Origin of the sequence: Streptomyces sp. NPDC093064, assembly GCF_044754605.1 — a bacterium.
Classification (GTDB): domain Bacteria; phylum Actinomycetota; class Actinomycetes; order Streptomycetales; family Streptomycetaceae; genus Streptomyces.
The window spans coordinates 25,919-44,173 of sequence record NZ_JBIVPK010000031.1; the positions used below are offsets into that span (position 1 = coordinate 25,919).

The 18,255-nt window shown below is 70.3% G+C and carries 19 protein-coding genes and 2 pseudogenes; 8 read left to right on the forward strand and 13 right to left on the reverse strand.

What is annotated here, in order from left to right; all coding sequences use genetic code 11:
• Window positions 1-73: 73 nt before the first annotated feature.
• The 4 genes from ACIQFZ_RS29395 to ACIQFZ_RS29410 all read right to left on the reverse strand — a co-directional run bounded on the left by ACIQFZ_RS29395 (window position 74) and on the right by ACIQFZ_RS29410 (window position 4,787).
• Complete coding sequence (locus ACIQFZ_RS29395; RefSeq protein ID WP_402692610.1) at window positions 74-1,075, reverse strand: membrane dipeptidase; 1,002 nt, start codon at window positions 1,073-1,075, stop codon at window positions 74-76.
• A complete protein-coding gene (locus ACIQFZ_RS29400; protein WP_402692611.1) occupies window positions 1,072-1,962 on the reverse strand; it encodes a hypothetical protein in 891 nt (296 codons plus the stop codon). The genes ACIQFZ_RS29395 and ACIQFZ_RS29400 overlap by 4 nt, the downstream gene beginning before the upstream one ends.
• On the reverse strand, window positions 1,959-3,722 hold the full coding sequence (locus ACIQFZ_RS29405) for a hypothetical protein (protein WP_365426765.1): 1,764 nt from the start codon (window positions 3,720-3,722) through the stop codon (window positions 1,959-1,961). The genes ACIQFZ_RS29400 and ACIQFZ_RS29405 overlap by 4 nt, the downstream gene beginning before the upstream one ends.
• A gap of 345 nt (window positions 3,723-4,067) precedes the next feature.
• Entirely contained in the window at window positions 4,068-4,787 is a 720-nt protein-coding gene (locus tag ACIQFZ_RS29410) for an IclR family transcriptional regulator (protein ID WP_365426768.1), read from the reverse strand.
• A gap of 520 nt (window positions 4,788-5,307) precedes the next feature.
• Between ACIQFZ_RS29410 and ACIQFZ_RS29415 the strand changes: the two genes are divergently transcribed.
• Window positions 5,308-5,589 carry a GH25 family lysozyme gene (locus ACIQFZ_RS29415; RefSeq protein WP_383061468.1) on the forward strand — a complete coding sequence of 94 codons (282 nt, stop codon included), beginning with the start codon at window positions 5,308-5,310 and terminating at the stop codon, window positions 5,587-5,589.
• A gap of 372 nt (window positions 5,590-5,961) precedes the next feature.
• Here ACIQFZ_RS29415 and ACIQFZ_RS29420 read toward each other — a convergent pair whose 3' ends face one another.
• On the reverse strand, window positions 5,962-6,861 hold the full coding sequence (locus ACIQFZ_RS29420; RefSeq protein ID WP_365426774.1) for a MerR family transcriptional regulator: 900 nt from the start codon (window positions 6,859-6,861) through the stop codon (window positions 5,962-5,964).
• 66 nt (window positions 6,862-6,927) lie between these two features.
• On the opposite strand from ACIQFZ_RS29420, the gene ACIQFZ_RS29425 reads away from it, so the two are divergent.
• Together ACIQFZ_RS29425 and ACIQFZ_RS29430 are read left to right on the forward strand one after the other, a co-directional pair.
• Window positions 6,928-8,427 (forward strand): alpha/beta hydrolase, encoded by a 1,500-nt coding sequence (locus tag ACIQFZ_RS29425; protein ID WP_402692612.1) that lies wholly within the window; start codon window positions 6,928-6,930, stop codon window positions 8,425-8,427.
• A 337-nt stretch (window positions 8,428-8,764) separates the two neighbouring features.
• On the forward strand, window positions 8,765-9,112 hold the full coding sequence (locus tag ACIQFZ_RS29430) for a hypothetical protein (protein WP_402692613.1): 348 nt from the start codon (window positions 8,765-8,767) through the stop codon (window positions 9,110-9,112).
• A gap of 886 nt (window positions 9,113-9,998) precedes the next feature.
• Here the strand turns inward: ACIQFZ_RS29430 and ACIQFZ_RS29435 are convergent.
• Window positions 9,999-10,307, reverse strand: coding sequence for a GNAT family N-acetyltransferase (locus ACIQFZ_RS29435; RefSeq protein WP_361427159.1), 309 nt, complete (start codon window positions 10,305-10,307; stop codon window positions 9,999-10,001).
• A gap of 171 nt (window positions 10,308-10,478) precedes the next feature.
• Window positions 10,479-10,598 (reverse strand): DUF6233 domain-containing protein, encoded by a 120-nt coding sequence (locus tag ACIQFZ_RS29440; protein ID WP_365436631.1) that lies wholly within the window; start codon window positions 10,596-10,598, stop codon window positions 10,479-10,481.
• A 369-nt stretch (window positions 10,599-10,967) separates the two neighbouring features.
• Here ACIQFZ_RS29440 and ACIQFZ_RS29445 point away from each other — a divergent pair, with 369 nt between their 5' ends.
• A complete protein-coding gene (locus ACIQFZ_RS29445; RefSeq protein WP_383061075.1) occupies window positions 10,968-11,588 on the forward strand; it encodes a phosphatase PAP2 family protein in 621 nt (206 codons plus the stop codon).
• Between the two features lie 267 nt (window positions 11,589-11,855).
• Here the strand turns inward: ACIQFZ_RS29445 and ACIQFZ_RS29450 are convergent, their stop codons facing one another.
• Complete coding sequence (locus ACIQFZ_RS29450; RefSeq protein ID WP_365775892.1) at window positions 11,856-12,317, reverse strand: universal stress protein; 462 nt, start codon at window positions 12,315-12,317, stop codon at window positions 11,856-11,858.
• A gap of 156 nt (window positions 12,318-12,473) precedes the next feature.
• Here ACIQFZ_RS29450 and ACIQFZ_RS29455 point away from each other — a divergent pair, with 156 nt between their 5' ends.
• Window positions 12,474-12,605 (forward strand): hypothetical protein, encoded by a 132-nt coding sequence (locus ACIQFZ_RS29455; RefSeq protein ID WP_365436640.1) that lies wholly within the window; start codon window positions 12,474-12,476, stop codon window positions 12,603-12,605.
• Between the two features lie 396 nt (window positions 12,606-13,001).
• On the opposite strand, the gene ACIQFZ_RS29460 is transcribed toward ACIQFZ_RS29455, so the two are convergent.
• On the reverse strand, window positions 13,002-13,340 hold the full coding sequence (locus tag ACIQFZ_RS29460) for a hypothetical protein (RefSeq protein WP_402692614.1): 339 nt from the start codon (window positions 13,338-13,340) through the stop codon (window positions 13,002-13,004).
• Between the two features lie 106 nt (window positions 13,341-13,446).
• Window positions 13,447-13,869, reverse strand: coding sequence for a CBS domain-containing protein (locus ACIQFZ_RS29465; protein WP_365437812.1), 423 nt, complete (start codon window positions 13,867-13,869; stop codon window positions 13,447-13,449).
• Between the two features lie 550 nt (window positions 13,870-14,419).
• Here ACIQFZ_RS29465 and ACIQFZ_RS29470 point away from each other — a divergent pair.
• The 3 genes and pseudogenes from ACIQFZ_RS29470 to ACIQFZ_RS29480 form a co-directional block, all read left to right on the forward strand.
• Window positions 14,420-14,548, forward strand: coding sequence for a hypothetical protein (locus ACIQFZ_RS29470; RefSeq protein WP_383061077.1), 129 nt, complete (start codon window positions 14,420-14,422; stop codon window positions 14,546-14,548).
• 109 nt (window positions 14,549-14,657) lie between these two features.
• Window positions 14,658-14,939, forward strand: a pseudogene (locus tag ACIQFZ_RS29475) (sulfite exporter TauE/SafE family protein); the annotation flags it as partial.
• A gap of 38 nt (window positions 14,940-14,977) precedes the next feature.
• A pseudogene (locus ACIQFZ_RS29480) lies at window positions 14,978-15,025 on the forward strand (hypothetical protein); the annotation flags it as partial.
• A gap of 10 nt (window positions 15,026-15,035) precedes the next feature.
• Here ACIQFZ_RS29480 and ACIQFZ_RS29485 read toward each other — a convergent pair.
• The 3 genes from ACIQFZ_RS29485 to ACIQFZ_RS29495 all read right to left on the reverse strand — a co-directional run bounded on the left by ACIQFZ_RS29485 (window position 15,036) and on the right by ACIQFZ_RS29495 (window position 18,207).
• The gene (locus ACIQFZ_RS29485; RefSeq protein ID WP_402692632.1) at window positions 15,036-15,503 is read right to left on the reverse strand and encodes a helix-turn-helix domain-containing protein; all 468 of its coding nucleotides are present in this window, start codon (window positions 15,501-15,503) and stop codon (window positions 15,036-15,038) included.
• A gap of 328 nt (window positions 15,504-15,831) precedes the next feature.
• Window positions 15,832-16,830, reverse strand: coding sequence for an agmatinase (gene speB / locus ACIQFZ_RS29490; RefSeq protein WP_402692615.1), 999 nt, complete (start codon window positions 16,828-16,830; stop codon window positions 15,832-15,834).
• 12 nt (window positions 16,831-16,842) lie between these two features.
• Window positions 16,843-18,207, reverse strand: a complete 1,365-nt coding sequence (locus ACIQFZ_RS29495; protein WP_402692616.1) for an MFS transporter — start codon at window positions 18,205-18,207, stop codon at window positions 16,843-16,845.
• Window positions 18,208-18,255: the final 48 nt, after the last annotated feature.

Sequence of the window (18,255 nt, forward strand, 5' to 3'; positions counted from 1 at the left end):
CGGGAAGTGGGGCCCGTTCCGGGCGCGTGCCGTCCGGCGGCGGGTGTGCGGTCCGCCGCCGGCCGGGAGAGTGTCAGGCGGCGGGTGCGGCCGGCCGGCCGCCCTGCAGGTCCACGTCGATGGTCTGGCGGTACAGGCGCAGCCAGTTGCCACCGCAGAGCTTCTCCACCTCGGCGGGGGAGAAGCCGACCTTGGCCAGGCCCTCGGGGATGTTGCCGAACTGGGCGGCCGTCTCGAACCACTCCGGGTCCGACACGACCGGCGACTGGCCCGGCTTGCCCGCGCCGTACTCGGGGCCGCGTGTCCAGTGGCCCTTGCGCATCTCGACCATGTCCTCCTCGGTGAGGAAGCGGCCGAGGTCGGAGCCGACGCCGACGTGCTCCACGCCGATGCGCTCCACGGTGCGGGCGACCAGTTGGCACCAGTCCTCGACCGAATCGCACCACGCGCCGGCGATGTTCGGGTACATCGACAGGCCGAGCACACCGCCGCGCTCGGCGAGCGCGTCAAGGACCTCGGGGCGCTTGTTGCGGGCGTGGTCGAAGAACTCGCGCGGGTTGGCGTGGTTGATCGCCACCGGCACGGCTGAGGCGTGGATGGCGTCGTACGAGGTGCGATCGCCGACGTGGGAGCAGTCGACGACGATGCCGCAGCGGTTCATCTCCTCGACTGCGTTGCGGCCGAAGCGGGTCAGCCCGGCGTCGGTGGTCTCGTAGCAGCTCGCGCCCAGTGTGTTCTGGATGTTGTACGTGAGCTGCATGACGCGCAGACCCATACGGGCGAACAGCTCGATGTAGTCGAGCCGGTCCTCGATCGGGGACGCGTTCTGGGTGCCCATGAGGACCGCCGTGCGGCCCTCGGCGGCGGCCGCCTCGATGTCGGCGGTGGAGTACGCGATGCGGATCAGGTCGGAGTTCTCACGCTCCAACTCGTACCAGTCGGCGAGGGCCTGCATGGTCTCCGCCGCGTTCTCCCAGAACGCGATGGTGTTGGTCACGCAGTCCACGTGGCCGGCGCGCAGTTCCTCGAAGACCGTCCGGTTGAAGACGCCGCACTCGAGTCCGTCGATGTTCACCGCTGCTCCTCGCCGTTCGTGGCCGTGGCCGTGTCGTTGTGGCCGCCCGCGTCGCCGCGGGTACTGCCGACGAAGTCCACGTCGTCGGTCAGGTCGGGCTCGATCACGCCGTTGTCGTCGACGGTGGTCGCGCCCGCGTGCTTGAGGGAGGTCACCGACTCGGTGGACAGCGCCTTCGCGGAGTCGTCGAACAGCGACCACCACAGGGCGGTCGAGGTCTCCACACCGGTGTGCACCGCGCGGGCGGCGGGCAGCGAGCCGACGAGCGGCAGCAGACGGCGCAGCTCGGGGTCGTCGGGCAGCTCGGGCGCGCGGCGCTCCATGACCAGGAGCACGCCCTCGCCGGCCAGGGCCCCGGGGACCTGGGGCAGCCCGGCGGCCGGTGCGGCGGAGGAGGCGGCGGCTTCCACGGTGATCACCACGCCCCGGTCCACGCCCTGGTGCTCCAGTACGGCGGCGAGTTCGGCCCGCTCGACGCGCCCGGCCCACAGCACGACACGCTCGCCGGGTTCCGCCTGGAGCAGGTCGAGCAGAGCCGGGGCCACGACGAGGGCACTTTGACCGAGGCAGTCCACGACGAGCGCGCCGGGACTCTCTGCGGCGATGTCCACCCGGCCGGCGTGGGCGCGGTCGGCGTCGCCGAGTCCGTCGGCGAGGAAATGAAGTGCGGGCAGTCCGGCGGCCTGGGCGTGCAGCACCAGGTCGCGTACGGCGTGCACGGCGCCGAGCGCGAGGCCCTGCGCCTGGAGCAACCGCTCGGTGATGAGGCGCAGTTCGCGCAGGGAGAGGTGGAGGGTCTCGCGGTCGGATGCGTTCTGCCAGGTACGGCCGAGACGGTCGGCGGTGCCTTCGGTGCCGGGGGCACAGACGAGGGCGGCGGAGGTCATCGAGTGGCTCCGTTCGGGGCGGCGTGGTGTGCGAGCTCGTCGAGGCTGACCGCGTCGGCCGGGCGCGGCACGGCGGGCCAGAACCAGGTGCGGGCACCGTCGGCGCCGTCCAGGTCGGTGGCGGTGGGGGCCCCCTGGAAGATGACGCCGCGCAGGTCGCGGCCCAGGTAGTCCTTGGTGCGCTCCAGGCCGTAGAGGGCGGCGTTGGCCAGGCGGATGATCCGGGCGGGCACGAAGTCGGCGTCGCGGATGTTGGCGTGCGGAAACGCGTACGCTTGCCCGGCGAGGGACTGGAGGCGCTCGACCGCGCCGCGCAGGTCGGGACGCCGGGCGAGGAGACGGCCGACGGGGAGGGCCGGGTCCTCGGCGGCGAGTGCGTCGTCGAGTTCCTGGACCATGCCGGGGATGTCCACGGTGAGGTCGATGGTGCCCTCGGGCAGTTCGTCGGTGGCGCCGCAGCGCGGTTCCTCGGCGGAGCGGGACTTGTACCAGGTGTTGGCGACCGCGCCGGGAGCGGTGCGGTCGACGCTGAGTGCCCAGGCGTAGTGGTCGGCAAGCAGCGCGCGCAGCTCGCCGGTGGTCGCCGCGCTATCCCGGCGAAACGTTTCCTCAACGGTGAGTCGCGCCGCGAGCCGGTCCGACTCGACCGGGTCCAGCTCGGTGAGGACGGAGTTGACCACCTCCGCAGCCTCGGCGGAGACGCCCTCGACGCCGTCCACCAGCTCGGCCACGGTCGGCACCCGGCCCCCGGTCTCCGCCGCGGCGGCCCGCGCGGTGATCGCGTCGAGCACGAGGCGCAGATCGGCGACGATCCGCTCGGCCGGGGTGAAGCAGGTGTACTTGTTCACGTCCTCGCTCTGGTACGCAACGGCCCGCTCCAGCAGCGCGACCAGGGTGTCCGCGACGGCCGAGCCGGGCGCGGCCGGGAGGGCGCGGGCATGGGCGAGGACCTGCTCGCGCAACGAGATCCAACGGTCCACCAGCATCGGGTGGTTGCCGACCCACAGCACCAGGCCGAGCGCCGAGCTGTTGCCGACACCGAGGAAGCGGCGCACCTCGGGGTCGAGTGCCACGGCTGTGTCCGAGCGGCGGGCGGCCAAGGCCTCGACGAGGTCCGCGCTCAGCTCGCGCATCATGTACGCGGACAGCAACTGGGCGTGGTACGGCACCGCCAGTGGGTGGGCCTCGCCGTACGCGAGGAAGGTGCGGGTGCCGAAGGTGCCGTTGCCGTCCAGTCCGATGTTGCGCATCAGGTAGCCGACGCGGGCGAGGGCGACGGTGTCGGGCTGCCGGCCGGCGGCCAGCGCCTCCACGACGTGTTCGAAGACGCGCAGCGAGCGGTTGGAGCGGCACCAGGTGAGGGTGTGTCCAGTGGCGCGGCCGTGGTAGAGGCGCGGCATCTCGTTGCGGGTGTGCTCGATGTCCTCGGCTGTGGCCGGTCCGTCGAACAGGGCGCCCATCATGTCCCAGCCGAGGTCGAAGATGCGCAAGGTGCGCTCTTGCGAAGAGGGCGGGAAGACGAAGGCGGCGAAGTCCATCACACGGCCGGTGACGTGGATGCGGTAGACGGCCTCGCCGCTGCCGTCGGCCTCGACGGTCAGCGAGCGGCGCTCGATGCGCCACCCCTCGCGGAGCATCCGGTTGACCAGGGACCGCGCCGAGGAGAGACGGTCGGCCTGGAGGGAGGAGAGCGCGGCGGGAGTCATGATCTCGGCGGCCGGACGGCCACCGGTCCCAGCCCGGCTGGGCTGTGATGCCACGGATGGATCCTTTCGTTCGGGTCACGCTGTGCGGTGCCGCCGGAGAGTGCCGGCGGCGTGCGGCCGGTGAGGGGGCCGGCCGCCGGGGCGGTGCGGCTGAGGGGCGTCCGGCCGCAGCGGCGGAACGGCTTGTGGCCGGACGACTGGGGCGCAGGCGGGACGGACTGACGGGATGTGGTCCGGTCGGGCGCTGCAGAAGGTGCAGCGGTCCCCGGCGCGTGCCCCGGTCAGGGGCGGCGGCGGGAGCGCTGCGGCGGGCCGTGTCCGTGCGGACGCGGGCGCTCGGGCCCCGGGTTCCGGGGCAGGAGACCGGGGAAAGTCGGAGGCAGGGTCGGGTGGCGGGCGTCACCTGGCCCCGGAGACGATCGTGGTGACACGGGCCGCGCAGGCCATGGTGTCGGCGGCGGCCGACTCCGCGTCGAAGCGGACCATGGGACCGACCACGGACAGCGCCGCCATCACCCGCCGCCTGGCGTCGAAGACCGGAGCCGCCACGGCGACGGTCGGCTCCAACTGGTTCGGCAGCGAGATCGCGTAGCCGTTGAGCCGAATCTGTTCCAGCTCATCGTCCCCGGCGGTGGGCACACCCGCCTCGCGCAACGCGGCCAGATCGTGCGGCAGCGCCCAGGCGGTGAGCACCCGGCCCGAGGCGGTGTCGGAGATCGGCATGCGCGCCTCGATCCGGGCATCGACGCGCAGCAGCCGGTCCACCTCGACCCGCTGCACGATCCGGGCCGAGTCGCCGTCGAGGACGGCCAGCGAGACCGTCTCGTCGACCAGTCCGGCCAGTTCCTCCATCACTGCGGTGGCGCGGTGGCCGAGCCCGGCCTGTGCGAACGCCGCTTCGGAGAGCCGGGAGACGCGGAGACTGAGCCGGTAGGTCCCGTTCTCGGTCTGCTCGGCCCAGCCGCCGGCGCACAGGGTCACCAACTGCCGGTGCACATAGCCCCGGCTGCCCCCGGTGCGGCGCGCCAGCTCGGAGACCCCCACGCCGCGCGGTTCGTCGGCCAGGGCGGCGAGCACCTCCAGCGTCTTGAGCGACGAGGTGAGAATCTGGGTACCCATGCACCGTCTCCTATAGGAAGACACTGTCTCTTATCGAAGTGGCGTCACTGTGCCAGCGCATTCACCAGCACGTCAATGGCTTTCGTGGGAAATTTGCTGCAGGCACGAAGGCATGCTGCGCCGGACATCACCCTCAAGACGACCACCGATCTTTCAGAATGTCTTCTATAAGAAGACACCTTGTGATCAGCCCCCGCCGTCGTGCCGTGCGCAGAACACAACGGATACCCTGACCACCGTCAACGACGTAGCACCGGGTCCTGTCCGGTCCGGCCGACATGAAACCTTCCGCTTGGTCAGCGGCCTTACTCTCTCCGCATGCCTGACAAGCGACCGCCTGGAACTTTGGGCATCGACCTGCGCCAGCCGGGCACGCGTCCCTGTGGCTTGTGCGGTCAGGTGCGCAAGATGACCAGGGCCCACGTGCCGCCCAGATAGCCGGCAACCGGGACAAGGTGACCTGCGCCACCGTCCGCGCCCACAACCGAGCACGCAGCTGCGGTCGCCCCGCCGCCGGGGGATGTGGATGCACGGGCTCGGCGACCCGTGCAAGGCCCGCACGGGCCGGGAAGCCGTGATCTACACGGCCACCAGCTGGTGGACCCAGTGCACCGGCAACTACGGCGGCTTCGCCAGCAAGAATCCCCTGTGGATCGCCCGCTACGCCTCGACCGCCGGCACGCTGCCGGCCGGCTGGGGTTACTACACCATGTGGCAGTACACCTCGTCCGGCCCGACCGTCGGCGACCACGACAGGTTCAACGGGGCGCTGGACCGGGTGAAGGCGCTCGCCAACGGCTGATATGGGCCCGGAGCACGCAGGGTGAAAGCCCCGGGCCGCCCTCACGGGCCCAGGGGCCTTCCCTCATCCTGGCCGGGAGCACCCCGTCAGCCGTGACGACGTTCTCAGCGTCATCCGCTTGGAGCTGACGCCGTATCTCGCCTACGGGCCGGGCGTCCGTTGCGGGCGCGGCCACCGTGGCGGTTCACCGGGATCGCAATAGCTCGTTCGAGCCGAGGCTCGTTCCCAAGCACGCACGGTGGCTGACCGGGTTCCTGGCACACGCCCGGCCGCGGACGTCGCGGGGCCGGGTGGTGGCGGGCAGCTGAGGCGTGGGGCGTCAACCCGCATCGGGGGTCGTCGTCTGCAGGTGGACTTCGGAGGGCTGTGGGCTCAGCCCGCTGTCGTGCTGGCGGCCAGCGCGTCGCGGAGCCAGGAGTCGGCCGCGCCGAGGGTGAGTTCGGGCGTCAGTTTTCCTGCCAGTTGCCAGTAGCGGGACATCACCGGGTGATCTGCTGCGGCGAGGCGGACAGTGAGGGCGCGGCGGAAGGCGGGGCTGTCCCGGGTGCCGGAGGCACGCGCGTGGGCGGCGACGTAGCAGTCCAGGGCCTCGCCCGGGCCGGGGGTGCGGTCGGCTCGTACGGCTGCGTCCACCAGTTGGTGGGCTTCGTACAGGCCGTCGTAGAGCAGGTCCGGGTGCTCGGCGGTGATGGGCCGGTGGGACGCGAGGCAGTGGTCGGTGGCGGCCGTTGCCAGGGCGTGCAGGTGGGCGAAGGCGAGGACCTGGTCCGTGGTGGGGTCGGCGGGGGGCTGCGGGACGGCCGCCTCGGTGATCGTGGAGCGCAGGCGGGCGGAGAGACGAACGGGCAGCAGGCGGCGCCAGTAGTGGGCGATGTCGGTCGTGCTGGGCGGGACGCTGACCGCTCCGATCAGCTCCAGGCGTTCCGCCATCTGCTCCGGGGCGCCCTCCTGGAGTGCCCGCAGGGCGGCCTCACGCCAGCGCAGGGTGGCGAGCTCGGTACCGAGGTCATCCAACCGGCGTGCCACAACGGTTTCCAGGGGCTCCCCGGAGTCGAGAACACGCTTGATCTCGGGAACGGGGACGCCGAGGGAGCGCAGGGACCGGATCGTGCGGAGCCGAGCCAGGGCCTCGGGTCCGTAGCGCCGGTGGCCGCCGCTGCTGCGCGCCGCTTCGGGCAGCAGGTCCTGGTCGGAGTAGAAGCGGACGGTTTTGACCGTGGTCCGTGCCTGCGCGGCGAGCTCGCCGATGGTCAGTGTGGCGTCCGGTGGCAAGGGTTGAACCTCCCTCAGGGGGAGTTCCTAGGTTACCTGCGACGACCCTATTGTCTGGAGGCGTAGATGTCTGTTTTCGTCCTGGTCTCCGGCCCGTTCACCGACGGGCGGATCTGGAATGCGGTGGCCGACCGGCTTCGGGAGACGGGTGCCGGGGCGCACCCGGTGACGCTGAGCATGCAGGCCGATGCGGATCTGGAGACGCATGTCGAGGACGTGGTCCGGCTGATCGACTCCCTCGACCCGCCGCAGGTGGTGCTGGTCGGCCACGACTATGCCATCCATCCGGTGCTGGGCGCGGCCGACCGCCTCCCGGAGCGGGTCGCCCGCATCGTGCACCTGGACACCGGGCTGCCGCAGCACGGCGACCCGGCGCTGGCCCTTGTTCCGGACCCGGTGGTGCATCAACTGCTGGGTACCGACGGCAACCCCCGGCCAATACCGTTGCCGGGGCCGCAGGACTGGCACCGGTGGGGCAGCACGGAGGGCCTCTCGGCGCACCAGTTGCAGCTGCTGAGCCGGCTGGCCGGCCCCCAGCCGCCGCGCACGCTGACCCAGCCGCTGCGGCTGACAGGCGCGGTGGCGGCCGTGCCGACCAGCGGAATCCTGTGCACGGCGGGAGGGATGACCATCGAGGCGGTCGAGGCGCTGGTGCGCAGCGGCCCGCCGCAGTTCCGGAAGCTGGCCGATCCGCAGGTGGGCTTCTTCGAACTGGCCACCGGTCACTGGCCGATGCTCTCCTGCCCGGACGAACTGGCCGAGGCCCTGCTCCGCGCGGCCGCGGGCGAGGGGCGGAGGCTGATCGCACCCGAGGGCGAGCCGTCCTTCCTCCGGCCGTTCCTGCTGGAGGTCCCGGAGCGGCCGCGGGTGCGGAATGGGCGCGTGGACCTGCACCTGCCGGAACCGGGGGAACCGGAACCGGGGGAACCGCACGGGCCGTGGCCCGCGGTGCTGTTCGTGCACGGCGGCCCGCTCCCGTCCGACCTCGACCCCGCGCCGCGCGACTGGCCGTTCTATGTCGGCTACGCCCGCTACGCAGCGAGCCTGGGCGCGGTGGGCGCCATCGCGGAACACCGCCTGCACGGCATCACCGACTACGTACGGTCCGCGGACGACGTGACCGAGGCCATCGAACTGCTGCGGGCCGACCCACGCGTGGACCCGGAGCGCATCGCCGTGTGGTTCTTCTCCGGCGCTGGACTGCTCGCCGCGGACTGGATCACTGCCCCGCCCGAGTGGCTGCGCTGCCTGGCCTTGACCTATCCGATCCTGGCCCCCCTGCCCGGCTGGGGCGCGGTTCCCCGGCGTTTCAGCCCGACCAGCGCACTCCGGGCCGACGGAAGGAGGCTGCCGCCCCTCTTGCTCACCCGGGCGGGTCTGGAGACACCGCACATCGCCGCCACCGTCGAGGAGTTCGTGACCGCAGCGGAGGAGACCAAGGCCCCGATCGAGATCATCGATGTCCCGCACGGCGTCCATGGCTTCGAGATCCACGACCCGACGGACGAGTCCCGCAAGGCAGTGACCCGCGCCGTGCGCACAGTGCTCGCCCATCTGGGGTCTTGATGCCCCCTGGAAGCCGCCAGGAGTACCGGCCACCATGCCACTGCCCAAGAGGAGCGTCACAAAAGATCGCCGGAGCAGCGAAAGCCGGGCCTGTACCGTAATGCCTTGAGGCTCAGCACGAGGTTTCGCGGTCTGGGGTCGGGGGCGATGGGGAGGTGCCTGCGGCGTTGGGGTAGCGCGCGGCGAGTTCGGCCTCGGGGATCAACGGAACCTTGGTTGGCGGTAGCGGCAGTTCCGGTTCTGGTCTCTCGCAAACGACCGTTTGCGAGAGACCCTCCTCGCAGGACCAGGGCAGCGCCGCGCGACATCACCTCCGTCCGACGAAGGGGTACACCCCATGGAACTGGCCCGGACCGTGGCCCGGCTCGACCGGTGGCTGGAGGAGCACGCCCCGGGCGACTTCCGGCAACTCGCCCCGCCCGCCGAGCCCGCACTCATAACGGCTGTGACGGAGAACCGGTTCGAGCCGCATCCGGACGTCCGGTCCTGGCTCGCCCTGCACGACGGCTCGGCCCTCGACCCCACGCCCGCCGCGGGCGCCTTCGTGCCCACCGACTTCCCGCTCCTGGGGGCCGCCGACATGCGTGACGGGCGGCGGGACATGGAGGATGAGGTCGCCCGGCTGCGTATGCATCGATCACCGCGACAGCCTGCTCGAACCGTCGCCGCAGGCTCAACTCACTGAGCTTCCCTGTGCTTTCGCCGTGCCCGGAGAAGTTGAAAGCGATCCCGCGACAACCGTGGGCCACGAACTCCCGCACCAACGGAAGCAGCCGCTCCGTGCTGCTGGTGCCTGCGCCATGCAGCACCACAGCGGTGGCCCCGGACAGATCACCGCCGTACACACCGCTGAGCCGTTCACCGTCGTGGTCGTGCGTAAAGTCGAAGAGCATGTCCCTTATTCACTCACGCCGTGGCCTCCGTCTTTCGAGAGTGTTACCGCCAGCATCCGACCCTTGGCTGTGTCAGTGCGTACGGATGCCGTTTCGAGGCCACTTCGGATGTCACTGCGGCCCTTCCTCGCGGACCGTTTGTGGCCGTCGCTCGCCGCCCGTCCAGGTCGTACGTCCTCGCTGCGCTGCGGGCGCTCGACCTGGACCTGCGACTCTCCGAGGGCAAGAGCCCGCAGCAGTCGAGGAAAAGACCAGAGCGGTCGCAGCCCGAGCTCGGCCGGCATGACATCCACAGTCACGTCGAAACGGCATCTGAAGTCGCGTGCACAGTCAGACCCTGGTCTCCGCTCTTCGAGCGGCGGCTGAGTTCGGCGGCGTACTGCGCGCGGGGGTCGCCTGCGGCGGCCCAGCCGGTGGCCGCTCCGATGGAGACGCCGAGGACCCCGCTGAGGACGGCGGGGGCATCTGTGCTGCGAGGTCCATCAGCGCGCTGTTGCGTTCGCGCCGGGAGGGCAGGCCGTAGGACGCGAGGCGCGCAGTCCCTACCAAAGCCCAGCCATTTTCGCGATCCACTCGTTGGGGCGGCAGTCCGGCAAGACCGCCCCTGACACACCACCAGACCACTACACTCCCGACGACGCCTCTGACCAGACCAGATAGCGAAACGCTGCTGGAGTACTAGTCCTCGACCTTGCTGCGGCTCTGATAGGCGAGGTCCTGATAGTCGGGGTGCCGGGCCATCCAGGCGGTGATGAACGGGCACACCGCGAGCACCCGCAGCCCGTCTGCCCGCGCGGCGTCCAGGCCCGCGCGGGCCAGCGCCGAGCCGACGCCCTGTCCGTTGAACTCCGGGTCGACCTCGGTGTGCGTGAAGACGACAAGTCCGCTCTCGCTGGTGCGCAGGTACTCGGCGAAGCCGGCGAGCTGCCCGTCCACGCGGGCCTCGTAGCGATGCGTGTCGGGGGAGTCGGTGATTTCGATGGTCATCGTGAGCCTTTCGGGCGTGGGGTCCGGTGTCCGGCCATGCGTAAATGTAGGTGCGGAGGGGTTCGTACGTTCACCGGGGGTCCCGGCTGCGGCGTGGCGGTCTGCCGTACGGGGTGCTTGCTGAGGATGGAGACCCGGTTGAAGGAGTTCATGGTGATCGCCTCGCAGCGCCTAGCCATCCAGGTGGCCGAGCTCAGCGTCAGGCCGGCAGTGCCCGCAGGCCTCGATGCCTTCGCTCAGTGCTCGCAGGGCGACGTCCCGGGGTACGCCTTTCCAGCGTGTGCCTGCCATATGGCAGCCGCCGACGTGAACGGCGACAGGCGGTGAGTCACGGTTCAGGCCGCCTTCGAGGGGGTGGGCTGCGCGGGCGCAGCTGAGGACCGTGGCACCTCGCGCGGTTGCGCGTCGGCCGGGGCCGCCAGCCGTCCACGCCAGATGACGAGCTGCGGGGCATCCCCATGGACGGTGAGGCACTGACCATGGAGACCCCCGTGCACTGCAGCATCACCCCGGGCGCCCTTCACGTCCGCGTGCCCCGCGACCGCCCCGGCGCGCCACCCGCACCACGCGTGGAGTGGCGGAGAATCGGCCGGATCGCCCTGGGCCGGCCGAGCCAGGCGCCCTCCCCGGCCCCAGTTGCGAAGCGAGCGACGGTGGCGCGTGGATGAGCGCACCCGCGTCCGGCGCGTCGTCCGGGACCTGATCGCCATCGACCGGGCGGTCTACGTGGCGAGCGCGGCCACGCCCGCCCCGGAGCTGGACGCCGCCCTGCGGCGGCTCTCCGCAGCGGCAGACCACTCCAAGATCTCGTTTGCGATCGCCGGGATACTCGCGCTGCGCCCGGGTGCGCCGCGCCGGGCTGCCCTGGTCGGGGCCGCGGCGATCGGCGCCGCCTCGGCGAGCGCCAACCTACTGGTCAAGGTCCTCGCCCGACGCCCCCGCCCGGACCGGGACGCCGGCCAAGTGCCGCCGGCCCGACACGTGCCCATGCCAGCCTCCGCGTCGTTCCCCTCTGGGCACTCCGCGTCCGCGTTCGCCTTCGCCACGGCCGTCAGCACGGAGCTGCCGTGGGCGGCGGCTCCGCTGGACCTGCCGGCGACCGCGGTGGCGTACTCGCGGGTCCACACCGGGGTGCACTACCCGGCGGACGTTGTCGCGGGCGCGCTGCTGGGGATGATCTGCGCCAGCGCGGTCGTGGGCGCACAGCGCGTCCTGCACCCGCAGTCATACGCGGCGGGCATGTGGTGCGCACCCGCCTGCCGGACGCGAAGTGCCGGGTGAGCGCTGCAGCCTGCGCTGCGTGCTCACGTACAAAGCCACCCGGTGTCACCGTGTCGGTCGCCTGTCCTGGCGCGGCGGGGCCGGCACCGAGCACGCGGCGCCCGGCCGTTGGGCGCGATTTCGGCTCGGCGGGCGGGGTGGCGGGGAGGCGTTCGGCGGCGAGCTGGGCGCGCGGCGCGAGCGGCAGCTCGGTGTTTCGCGTGCGGGAGACGCCGTCGCGGTCGGGTCCGGTGCCCACCGGGCGGCGGTCGGCTATGACCGCCGGGCTTACTGTCCGCTGCTGCGGATCACGACGACCGGACAGGCCGCGTACTGAGTGCAATGCTGGGCCACCGATCCCAACAGCAGCCTCGAAAAGCCTCCGAGACCCCGGCTGCCGACCACAAGCAAGGACGCGTCACGGGACGCGTCGAGCAGCACAGTGGCTGCGGTGCCGTTGCGCACCTCGGCACGTACCTCCACCGGTGGCTGTGATCCCACGGTTTCCTCAACAGCTGCCGCGAGTTCTGTCCGTGCCTGGCTCTCGAGAGCTGCTTCATCGCCGGTCTCCGGGGGCAACCAGCGGGGGATCGAGTAGTGGAACGGCGGAAGATTCCAAGCAGTCACCGCCTCCACGACACCACCAGTGAGCTCCGCCTGACGCACGGCCCAGCGAAGGGCCTGCTTCGATGAGTCCGAGCCGTCCACCCCGACCACGATGCGGTCCGTCTCCTCGCGCTGGTCAATCATGCTTCCTCCTCGGCTCGACGCTGGGAACAACCGCACGGGCTTTGCAGTCCGCCGCCACTAGGCTTGGTTTTCAGCCTCATGCCGACGGCACCGTATGCGCAGTTCGACAGGTCCAGACGGGGGCAGAGGCCCTGTTTCACCAATCAGGACAAGGGCATGCAGACGGTCGAGATCTCCGGCGACAACCCGGTAACCATCCTGGACAAGCTCTGGAAGGACGCCTACGGCCAGAACATTTCCAGCTTTGCTGGACAAAGAAAACCGGACTGCCTGCGCCCCGCTGTATAGGGCATCAGCGACTGGCTCGAAGAACCACCCGTGCTCCGTTGACGCACCCGGGCACATGGGACGTCCACCCCGCCGACCTGGCACGGTTCGATCACGCGAGGCGGGTCCTCGCCGGCAACGTCCGCGCTTGCTAGGACGGGCACACCACCGCCCAGAAGTACCTGCGCATCCGCACCGACACAGCAGTGCTGGCCTTGTCCGGCGACGGCGGGCTCGCCACCCCGCAGACGACGCAGCCTCTTCAGCGCTCGTCCACCGGTTCGTAGGCGGGAACCTGCGCAGCACACCCCGTACGCGCCAGAGCCGTAACAATGGCGAGGCCGTGGACACGGTGCGTACCCGGGCTTGGCGCCGGGGCTGGTCGGGACCGTTCCGGGTTCGGTAGTGGGCGGACCGTCAGTAGGCACTTGCCAGCACGACCAGCACGACCAGCACGACCAGCACGACCAGCGTGAGCACCGCGGGCACCGCGGGCACGGCGGGCACGGCGGGCACGGCAAAGCCGGCGCGGTAACTGCCGTGGTGGTAAAGCACTCCCGCCATGACCAGCGGCCCGGCCATGGCCCCGGCGGCATCGAGTGCCCACTCCGAACGTCCAGCCGCGTCCCAGCGTGGCGGTGGTGTGGGCGAGTATCGCGTCCCGCGCGGATTGCGCATGGCTCGCCCGCTGCACTCGGCGGCGATCAGCAGGGCGCCCAGCGGCCAGTTCCCGGCGAGGGTCAGGAGCGGTACCACGATCGCCCGACTGGCGCGGCGCCGGCCGCGCCGGCCCCACTTCGGCCGGCCTCGCCTGGTCCCTGCTCCGCCGGCTGAGCGACCGCGTTTAAGGTGGCTGCCTGGATCAGCCTGCGTACACGCGGTGAACGAACTCGGCGAGCTGGTCGTCGGTGAGGTGACGAGCGACGTCCGCCTCGCTGATCATGCCGATCATGCGCTTGTCTTTGAGTACCGGAAGACGCTTGATCCGGTGGTCCTCCATCTCACGCAGGACATCGGAGACATCGGAACTGGCGTCGATCCAGCGCGGCGTGCCCTCGCACAGGTCACCGCACGTCACCTGCGCGGGGTCGTGACCTGCGGCGATGCATTTCACTACGATGTCACGGTCCGTGATGATGCCGCACATTCGGTCGTCGTTGTTCGGGTCGCTGACCGGCAGCGCCCCCACCTTGTGGTCCCTCATCATCTGCGCGGCGCGGTCCAGCGTTTCGTTGAGGGGAATCCACTGGGCTGCAGGGGTCATGATGTCTTTGGCAGTCGTCATCGTTCGGCTCTCCACTGTGTGCGGGCTTTGGCCAGGCCCTCGTCGGCGGCCACGGCCACCCTCCGACTTCTCCTCGTTTCCTCTTGCCTGGCGCTTTCACCAGCGCCGTTTGGGCACCCATGGCGTCTCGGCAGGAGGTCAGCGCCGCCGACGCGCGATCACCGTGAACGGGGGTGCTGCCGGTGTCGCGCTGCACGGCTACGCCTGCGGCCACCGCCCTCACTCCAGTGTCCGACGAGAGGTCCAGGTCTGCACGTCGTCTCCCCATGGTCCTGCCGTCGCCATGCGCTGACGGATGGCGGCCGGTGCGGTGAGCGGTGACCGCCCGGTCTGCACGGCGTCGCCTACCGCCGAAGCCCTCATGTCACAGCGGTACCGGCGACGCCATGGGGATACGTGACACGTCTGCTCCCGCTTTCCTGGCTTCCCGTCACATGGCGTGGGTCAGCCGACCGGTCGTACGGTCCCCTCCCAGTAAGCCGACATGTCAGGTCACCGGTGCCCCAGCAGGTCGCACCGGCTTCTCCCCACCACTTACGGGAGTTCCTCCATGCGCTCCTCCACTCTGCGGAGACTCTTCAGGCGCACCGATCTGGCCGCCGCGCTCGGCGGCTTCGTCGCGGGACTGACCACGGTCACCCCACTCGCCCCGACGGCCGCGGCCGTCGGCACCCCTTAGCAGGTCACGAACTTCGGATCCAACCCGGCAACCTGGCGATGTACGAGTACGCGCGCGCGAATCTCGCATCGCATGCGGGAACAGCTCCGAAGCTGGTGGAGTGGCCCCTGTGGGTGTTGCGGTATTGCTCGGTATTGGAGTCCGCACCGGACTCGCGGCGGTGCTGTTCGGATTCGGTGGCGGATTCGTCACCGTCCCGGTCGTCATGTGGGCGGACGCCAGCCTCGGTTCGGATGCGATAAGAGTGGCGACGGCCACCTCAGCTGTGGTCATGGTGGTGAACGCCGGGTTCGCGACAGCCGTCATTCCACGGCACGCCCTCGACAGGCTGTGGGGAAGCAGCACGCTGGTCCTGCTGCTGGCTTGCGGGGCCTCGGTCGGCGCGCTCGCCCGCAGTCCGCTTACGGGCCGTCCAAGACGGCCAATACCATGTACGCCGTCGAAGCCGCCCGCCGCTGGGCCGGTGACGGCATTACCGTCAACGCCGTCATGCCCGGCGTGGTCCGCACCAACCTGATGCGCCACGTCGATCCAGCACTCCTCGTCTGCTATACCGACAGCGGCACCCCCGCCCTGCCCTGGAAGCCAGCGGAACAAGGCGCGGCCACCTCCGTCCTGCTCGCCGTTGCCAGGCGCGGCGCCACCGCTGAACCGAACGCACGCTCACCCGCAAATCCTTGGCGACCTCCGCGTTGGAGGCACCGGCGCCGAACCGTTCGGCCGCCTCCATCCGGATCCGCTCACGAAACGCCTGCCGTTCAGGCGTCAGCACACCACTCTGCGGATACCTCATACAAACGGCATACCGCAACGATCCGTCAGCCCCCAACGACATCACACTTCCAAGGTCAGTAGGGGCCTGTCGGTTGGGGTCTTGTGATGAGGACGGCTTGACCACCGGTGTCGGCTGCGGCCCGACACGGTGTTCAGTTCGCTTGAGGTGGTAGTTGGACATCTTGCGTTTCACGACGCGGGGCTGGCCTCGGAGCCGCCGGGCGTGAAGGTCACGCTGCGCCGGGCAGAGCGCAAGGTTTCAGTGAAGGAGACCGGATGGTCCAGGCCACGGGTGGCAGCCGTTCTCAGCATGAGTTCGCGCAGACCGTGGTGGCCCAGCAAGTGCGCCGGCGCGGATCGATTCGGTGGTGGTGTCGCCGGCCTCCCGGCCGCGCGACCATCTCGGCATGCGATCCGCCGGGGCGCCCCGCACGCGCGGTTAGGTGGCGGTGCCGTCAAAGCGGTCGGCGCCTTGACGGCCCTTGGTGGCTGCTCCGTCGCGTCCTGAATCAGGAGTGGTTCGCGGATGTGAGCAGGGGCTTGGGGACATTGCTCTTCGTCATGAGCGTGACCAGGTCGAAGACCACGGTGGCGGCGGCGACGCAGGTGATTTCGGCGTGATCGTATGCCGGGGCGACTTCGACCACGTCACCGCCGACGATATTGAGTCCGTCGAGGCTGCGGAGCAGGCGAAGCAGTTCCCTGCTGTTGAACCCGCCCATCTCCGGAGTGCCCGTCCCGGGGGCGAATGCGGGGTCGAGGACGTCGATGTCGACCGAGACGTACACCGGTGCGTCGCCCACCCGTCGCCGTACGGCGTCCACCGCCCCCTCGATTCCGATCACGTCGAGGTCCCCCGCACGGATCGCGCGGAAGCCGAACGCCTTGTCGTTCACGAGGTCCATCTGGTCGTAGATCGGTCCGCGGATGCCCAGGTGTATGGACTTGTCCTCGGCGAGCAGGCCTTCTTCGAAGGCGCGGCGGAACACCGTGCCGTGGGTGATCGGGGCGTTGAAGTAGGTGTCCCAGGTGTCGAGGTGCGCGTCGAAGTGGACCAGCGCGATCGGGCCGTGCTTGTCCCTGGCCGCGCGGAGCATGGGCAGCGCGACGGTGTGGTCACCGCCGATGGTCACGATGCGCCGGTCGGAGTGTCCCACGACGTCGCGGGCGTAGTCCTCGATCTGGGCAACCGCCTCGTCAATGCTGAAGGGTGTGCAGGGAACGTCACCGGCGTCGACGACCTGGACCGCTTCGAGCGGTGCGGTGTCGAGTTCGACATGGAACTTGGGGCGCAGGTGACGCGAGGCCTGACGGACGCCCATCGGCCCGAAGCGGGCGCCCGGGCGGTACGACGTGCCTCCATCGAACGGCACGCCCAGGACCGCGATGTCATAGTCGCTGACCGAGCCGATGTCGGGGATCCGGGCGAAGGTGCCCAGGCCGGCGAACCGGGGGACCTTCGTGGCATCCAGGGCTCCGATCGGGGCGGGGCGGCTGTCGTGGTTCATCACGGTCTCCAGTCAGTTCGTCACGGTGGTGGTGAGGGAGGAAGCAGCCGGCTCGGCCGGGTGGTCGGCGCCCGCGGCGGTGTCGCTGAGCGCCCGGCCTCGGGTCTCGAGGCCCCAGGCCAGCGTGACCAGGAGCCCGACGACCGACACGACGGCGCCGATGAGGAGCGGCAGGCTCTGGCTCTTGGCCAGGGCGAAGGGCATCAGGAAGGTGGCCGCGGCCGATCCGATGCGGGAGAACGCCGTTCCCACACCGACGGCGGTGGCGCGGACCGCGGTCGGGAAGAGTTCGTTGGGGTAGACCACCTCGAGGAAGCTGGAGCCTCCGGAGGCGAGGGCGAAGACGCAGACCGAGGTGAAGGAGACCCAGGTCGGCAGTCCGGGCACGAGACCGGGTATGCCCAGGGCGACCGCGATGATCCCGAAGGACCACAGCAGCAGCGCCCGGCGGCCGATTCGCTCGACCAGCCAGAGCCCGGGGACTCCGCCGATGACGAAGAGCACGGCGAGGAAGACCTCGGCGGTGTTCCCGGTGATTCCCATGCCCGCCAGCAGGTCGGGGGCGAAGGAATAGAGCGCGAACAGCGGAATCACCTGGGCGGTCCAGAAGATGCCTACGAACAGGGTGCGCTTGACGTACGGCGGGCGGAACAGTGTGGTGTAGCCAGTTCGCGCGAGCGCCGGTTCCGCGGTCAGGTCCCCAACGCCGTACTGCGGACCGAAGACCTTCTTGATCGCCCGGTCGGCGTCGTCGGGACGGCCCTTGCTGAGCAGCCAGCGCGGCGACTCCGGCGTACCGAGCCGCAGGAACAGGGTCACCATGGCGAACACGGCCGGGCTGGCGAGCATGAACCGCCACGCGTTCGCGCCGAGTTCCCCCAGGCCCACGCCCACGACGTAGGCCGCTGCGGCACCGATCGCCCAGACGACGAAGGTCGCACCGAGCATCCGGCCGCGGAACCGCCGCGGCAGGTACTCCGCCAGCAGCGACGTGGCGATCGGGTAGTCGGCACCGATGGCCGCGCCGAGGAGGAAGCGCAGGAGCACGAGCTGCCACACCTCCGTCGTGAAGGCGGACAACACGGAGAACAGCGCGAGAGCAGCGAGGTCGGCGATGTACATGATGTGCCGGCCGATCTTGTCGGTGACGTAACCGAAGACCGCCCCGCCCACGAAGATGCCGACCAGGCTGGCGGCCGCGACCAGACCCTTGTCGCCGGTGGTCATGTCCAGGGCCGGCGTAAGCGTCGTGAAAGCGACACCGATGACCGCGATCGCGTAACCGTCGATGAACGGTCCGCCCGACGAGTAGGCGGTCAGTTTCTTGTGGAAGCGCGTCAGAGGCGCGTCGTCTATGAGGTTCGATCGAGCAGTCATGGAGGAGTCCTTGGCTCGCGGCGGCCGTGCGGAGGTGTGGCGTCCACA